Annotated in this window: 5 protein-coding genes; 4 read left to right on the top strand and 1 reads right to left on the bottom strand. The window is 69.0% G+C overall.

Features of this window, described 5'->3' with window-relative positions:
* The coding region (locus tag VNR91_RS05670) for a peroxiredoxin (RefSeq protein WP_325489807.1) at window positions 1–306 on the top strand (306 nt) is incomplete at its 5' end.
* A 233-nt stretch (window positions 307–539) separates the two neighbouring features.
* Window positions 540–1,697, top strand: a complete 1,158-nt coding sequence (locus tag VNR91_RS05665) for an aminotransferase class I/II-fold pyridoxal phosphate-dependent enzyme (protein WP_325489806.1) — start codon at window positions 540–542, stop codon at window positions 1,695–1,697.
* Window positions 1,698–1,996: 299 nt separating this feature from the next.
* On the opposite strand, the gene VNR91_RS05660 is transcribed toward VNR91_RS05665, so the two are convergent.
* Entirely contained in the window at window positions 1,997–2,434 is a 438-nt protein-coding gene (locus tag VNR91_RS05660) for a MarR family winged helix-turn-helix transcriptional regulator (RefSeq protein ID WP_325489805.1), read from the bottom strand.
* Window positions 2,435–2,517: 83 nt separating this feature from the next.
* Here VNR91_RS05660 and VNR91_RS05655 point away from each other — a divergent pair, with 83 nt between their 5' ends.
* Window positions 2,518–3,699 (top strand): HlyD family secretion protein, encoded by a 1,182-nt coding sequence (locus tag VNR91_RS05655; RefSeq protein WP_325489804.1) that lies wholly within the window; start codon window positions 2,518–2,520, stop codon window positions 3,697–3,699.
* Window positions 3,696–5,179 (top strand): MDR family MFS transporter (locus tag VNR91_RS05650; protein ID WP_325489803.1); only part of this gene is annotated, 1,484 nt, incomplete at its 3' end. The genes VNR91_RS05655 and VNR91_RS05650, both read left to right, overlap by 4 nt.

Genomic DNA, 5,179 nt, shown 5'->3' with positions numbered 1-5,179 from the left:
AAGGCGGACGAACTGAAGGGCAAGGGCGTCGATGAGATCGCCTTCACCTCGGTCAACGACGCGTTCGTGATGGGCGCGTGGAGCAAGGCTAACGACGCCGCGGGCAAGGTGACGATGCTCGCCGACGGCAACGCCGCCTTCGCCAAGGAAATCGGCCTGACCTTCGACGGATCGAAGTTCGGCATGGGCGAGCGCAGCCAGCGTTACTCGATGGTGGTCAACGACGGCGTGGTCGAGACGCTCAACGTCGAAGCGCCCGGCGCGTTCGAGGTCAGCTCGGCCGACCACCTGCTGACCCAGCTCTAAGCTTGTGTGCGGGAGCGGCGCGCCAGCCGCTCCCGCCCGCAACACGACCCCGTCGACCCGGCTGCATGCCGGGCCCTCCGCGAAGCCAGCGCGGCGCCGAAAGCTGCGCGCCCCGCCTTGCCAAACCGGCGCGCAGGAGCGCGGCGAGGCCGCTTGCCGCCGCCTCCGCCACACCGCGCCGCTTTCGCCGCCGAACCATTGCCCCCCGCGCCCGAGCGTGTAAGCCCGCCGGCATGTCCGCACAGATCGACCCGTTCCACGCCATCGCGCTCAGCCGCCGCGCCCACGCGCTCGCCGCCGCCGGGCGCTCGATCATCCACATGGAATTCGGCCAGCCGTCGACCGGCGCGCCCGCCCCCGCGATCGCCGCCGCGCACCGCGTGCTCGACAGCGACGGCATGGGCTATTGGGAAAGCCCCGCGCTCAAGGCGCGGATCGCCCGCCACTACGACGAAACCTACGGCGTCGCGGTCGATCCGGAGCAGGTCATCCTGACCTGCGGCGCCTCGCCCGCCTTCGTCCTCGCCCTGTCCTGCCTGTTCGCGCCGGGCGATCGGGTCGCGTTCGCGCGGCCCGGCTATGTAGCCTATCGCAACACGATCAAGGCGCTGCATCTGGAGCCGGTCGAGATCGGCTGTGGTGAGGCGGAGCGGTTTCAGATCACCGCGGCCGCGATCGCCCGGCTCGATCCCGCGCCGCGCGGGCTGATCCTCGCCAGCCCGGCCAATCCCACCGGCACGATCATCCCCGCCGACGAACTCGCCGCGATCGTCGCGGTGTGCCGCGAACGCGGCATCCGCATCATCTCGGACGAGATCTACCATGGCCTCAGCTACGTCGGCGCGGCGCGGTCGGTCGCGCAGGAGACGCCCGACGCGCTGATCGTCAACAGCTTCTCCAAATATTTCAGCATGGCCGGCTGGCGGCTCGGCTGGCTGGTGGTGCCGCCGGCGCTGATCGACGCGGCGCGGGCGCGGATGGGCAATCTGTTCCTCACCCCGCCGTCGCTGGCGCAGCATGCCGGGCTGGTCGCGTTCGATTGCCGGGATGAGCTGGAGGGCCACATCCGCGGCTACGCCCGCAATCGCGATCTGCTGCTCGCCGCGTTGCCCGGTTTTGGCCTGCGCCGCATCGCCCCGCCCGACGGCGCCTTCTACGTCTATGCCGACGTCGGGCACCTGACCGACGACAGCTTCGACCTGTGCATGCGCCTGCTCGAGGATACCGGCGTCGCCACCGCGCCCGGCATCGATTTCGATCCGGTCGACGGCCATCGGTTCATGCGGTTCAGCTTCGCGGTGTCGACCGACCGGGTGGAGGAGGCACTGGCGCGGATGGCGCCGTGGTTCGCCGCTCAGCCGGTGCGGGCGGACGCTCTCACCCCAGAGTGAGCATCGCCACCGCGGTGATCGTCAACGCCGCGCAGCTCGCGCAGCACAACAGGCCGAAACTGCAACGGCACAGCGCAGGTTCGTAACGCTGCATGGCACCTCTCTTCACGCCATTCTGCGATGGTCGCGTGGCGGAGGCTATCATCAACGGCGGCGCGTGCAAATCGATTCCGCAACAGGTGCGGGCGCGAGGTGAGGTGACGGCGGATCGTCATTGCGAGGGGCGCCGCCCCGCGGCAATCCAGCGACTCGCAACCACGCGGTGGGTTGACGCCGATGCCAGCGGATATCGCCCGACTCTAGTCGCGCGCTTCCTCTCGTTCGACCTGCACCGTCAGCTTGGCGACGATCGCGGCGAGTTGCGCGCGCTCCTCCGCATCGAGCGCGCCAAAGGTGCGGTCGAGCAACTCCAGCCGTAGCGGCTCGCTAGCGGCAAGCGCGCTCAAGCCGTCGTCGGTCAGCGACACGCGCTTGACCCGGCGGTCGTGCGGGTCGGGCGCGCGTCGAACCAGCCCGTCGCGCTCCAGCCCGTCCAGCGCCTCGGTGACGGTGCGCGGCGCCAGCCCGAACAGGTCGGCGATGTCGACCGCGCGCGCCGGCCCGTCCTTCTTGATGCACATCAGCATCTTGGCGCGGGCGAACGACGCGCCGCCCGACGCCATCCGCCGGTCGACCAGCCGGTGCAGGCGCAGGAACAGTTTTCCGAATCCGGAGGCGAGGTTTTCAAGGTCGTTCATTTTTATGAGGGACCTCAATATATGGGATTGCGTTATGCTGCAAGTGCGAGCATTACGCGCAGCCGAACGACGGGATTGCAAGAATGGATCAGCCGATGCCGGAACAGGAGCCCCACACCGCCACGCCCGCCGGCGCCGCGGATGACGGCACGGATACCGCCAGGGCGCGCGGCGGCGGTCGGGTGCGCATCATCCTCCTCGTCATCCTGCTGGTCGCCGTCGTCGGCGGCGGGCTGTGGTATTGGCGCTATCAGACGCACGGCAAATATTTCCAGTCGACCAACGACGCCTATATCCAGAGCGACGCCGTCGTCGTCGCGCCAAAGGTCGGCGGCTATGTGGAAAAGGTCTTCGTCGCCGACAATCAGCAGGTCCGTGCCGGCGACCCGCTGATCCAGATCGACGCGCGTGACTATCGCGCGCAGACCGAGCAGTTCCAGGCGCAGATCGGCGTGGCCGAAGCCAATGCGGAGGGCGTCCGCGCGCAGATCCGCGAGCAGCAGGCCGGCATCGACCAGGCCCGCGCGCAACTCGCGGCGGCCGAGACCAACCTGCGCTTCGCGCGTCAGGAAGTCGCGCGTTACGCGCCTCTGGCGGCAAGCGGCGCCGAAACCGGCGAGCGACTCGCGCAGTTGCGCAATCAGGAACAGCAGGCGGTGGCGCAGGCCGCCAACGCCCGCGCCGCGCTGACCACCGCCGAACGCCGCGTCGGCACGCTTCAGGCGCAGATCGGCCAGGCCCGGTCGCAGGGCCGCGCCGCCGAGGCGCAGCTCGCCGCCGCCAACGTCAATCTCGGCTCGACCGTGATCCGCGCCAGCACCGACGGCCGTATCGGCGACAAGAGCGTCCAGCCCGGTCAGTTCGTCCAGCCGGGCCTGCGGCTGATGTCGATCGTTCCGGTGCAGACGATCTATGTCGCCGCCAATTTCAAGGAAACCCAGCTTGGCCTGATGCGCGTCGGCCAACCGGTAAAGGTCGCGGTCGACGCGATCGACGGGGTCGAGCTGCACGGTCATATCGAAAGCATCTCGCCCGGCACCGGCGCGCAATTCTCGCTGCTGCCGCCGCAGAACGCGACCGGCAACTTCACCAAGATCGTCCAGCGCGTGCCGGTTCGCGTCGCGATCGACGCCGGGCCGGAAACGCGCGCGCTGCTGGTCCCCGGCATGTCGGTCGAGGTCACCGTCGATACCAAGTCCGCGCGCGGATCGCGTGAGCGGATCGTGCAGGAGCAGAACGCGCTCGATCGGGCCCGCCGCAAGTGACCGCCGCCACCGCCGACCCCGCCGATTTCGCGTCCGCGCCGCGCCCCGCCGCGCGCGCGGATCTGGCGGCGTGGCTGGCGGTGGCGGCGGGCAGCCTGGGCGCGCTGATGGCGACGCTCGACATCTCGATCGTCAATTCGTCGCTGCCCACCATCCAGGGCGAGATCGGCGCGAGCGGGACCGAGGGGACGTGGATCGCCACATCCTATCTGGTGGCGGAGATCGTCATCATCCCGATGGCTGCGTGGCTGACCCGGCTGCTCGGCCTGCGCACCTTCCTCCTCGCCGCCTGCATCCTCTTCACCGGCTTCTCGATCATGTGCGGCCTGTCGACCAGCCTGACGATGATGATCGTCGGGCGCGCCGGACAGGGCATCACCGGCGGCGCGCTGATCCCGACCGCGATGACGATCATCGCCACCCGCCTGCCCCCGGCGCAACAGCCGATCGGCACCGCGATGTTCGGCGTCACCGCGATCCTCGGCCCGGTGCTCGGCCCATTGGTCGGCGGCTGGCTGACCGAGAACCTCAGCTGGCATTATGCCTTCTTCCTCAACCTGCCCGTCGGCGCGCTGCTGGTCACGCTGCTGCTGGTCGGCCTGCCGCACGAACGCGCGCGCCTGCACGAATTCGGCGAGGCGGACTGGCTGGGCGTCGCCGGGCTGGCGCTCGGCCTCGGCGGCCTTACGGTGGTGCTGGAGGAGGGCCAGCGCGAACAATGGTTCGAATCGGCGACGATCATCCAGCTCTCGCTGGTCTCGGCGTTCGGCTTCGTGCTGCTGCTGGCGGGTCAGTTCCTCGCCCGGCGACCGGTGATCCGGCTGCAACTGTTGCTCGACCGCCAGTTCGGCAGCGTCGCGGCGATGGGAGTGGTGCTCGGGATGGTGCTGTACGGCACCTCCTATGTCATCCCGCAATTCGTCGCGATCATCGCCAACTACAACGCGCTTCAGGCCGGACACGTCGTCCTGCTCGCCGGCATCCCCAGCCTGATCCTGATGCCGTTCACGCCGCTGATGATGCGCTACATCGATATCCGCCTCGCGGTCGGTTTCGGCATGGCCGTGATGGCGTTCAGCTGCTGGAACGATACCGCGCTCACCGTAGCGTCGACCGGCGACGCCTTCACCGAATCGCAGCTGATGCGCGGCGTCGGCACCATCTTCGTCATGCTGTTCCTCAATCAGGCGGCGATCCGCTCGGTCCCGCCCGAATACGCCGGCGACGCCTCCGGGCTGTTCAACGCCGCGCGCAACATCGGCGGATCGGTGGGGCTGGCGCTGCTGGCGACAGTGCAGGACCAGCGCACCTGGTTCCACGCGCGCCGGCTGGAGGAAACGGTGTCGGCGAATTCGATCGCGGTCCAGGATTATGTCGCCGGCCTCAGCCAGTCCTTCGGCAGTTCCGCCGCCGCGATGCGCATGATCGGCAACACCATCCAGCAACAGGCGCTGGTGATGGCGTACAACGACGTGTTCTG

Source organism: Sphingomonas sp., assembly GCF_035555815.1.
Taxonomy (GTDB): Bacteria; Pseudomonadota; Alphaproteobacteria; order Sphingomonadales; family Sphingomonadaceae; genus Sphingomonas.
This window is presented reverse-complemented; position numbering and strand designations above follow the sequence as displayed.

Bases quoted from the DNA above. Each gene is read 5' to 3' on its own strand.
- VNR91_RS05655 (WP_325489804.1), top strand. From the start codon at position 2,518: ATGGATCAGCCGATGCCGGAACAGGAGCCCCACACCGCCACGCCCGCC.
- VNR91_RS05665 (WP_325489806.1), top strand. From the start codon at position 540: ATGTCCGCACAGATCGACCCGTTCCACGCCATCGCGCTCAGCCGCCGC.
- VNR91_RS05660 (WP_325489805.1), bottom strand. From the start codon at position 2,434: ATGAACGACCTTGAAAACCTCGCCTCCGGATTCGGAAAACTGTTCCTG.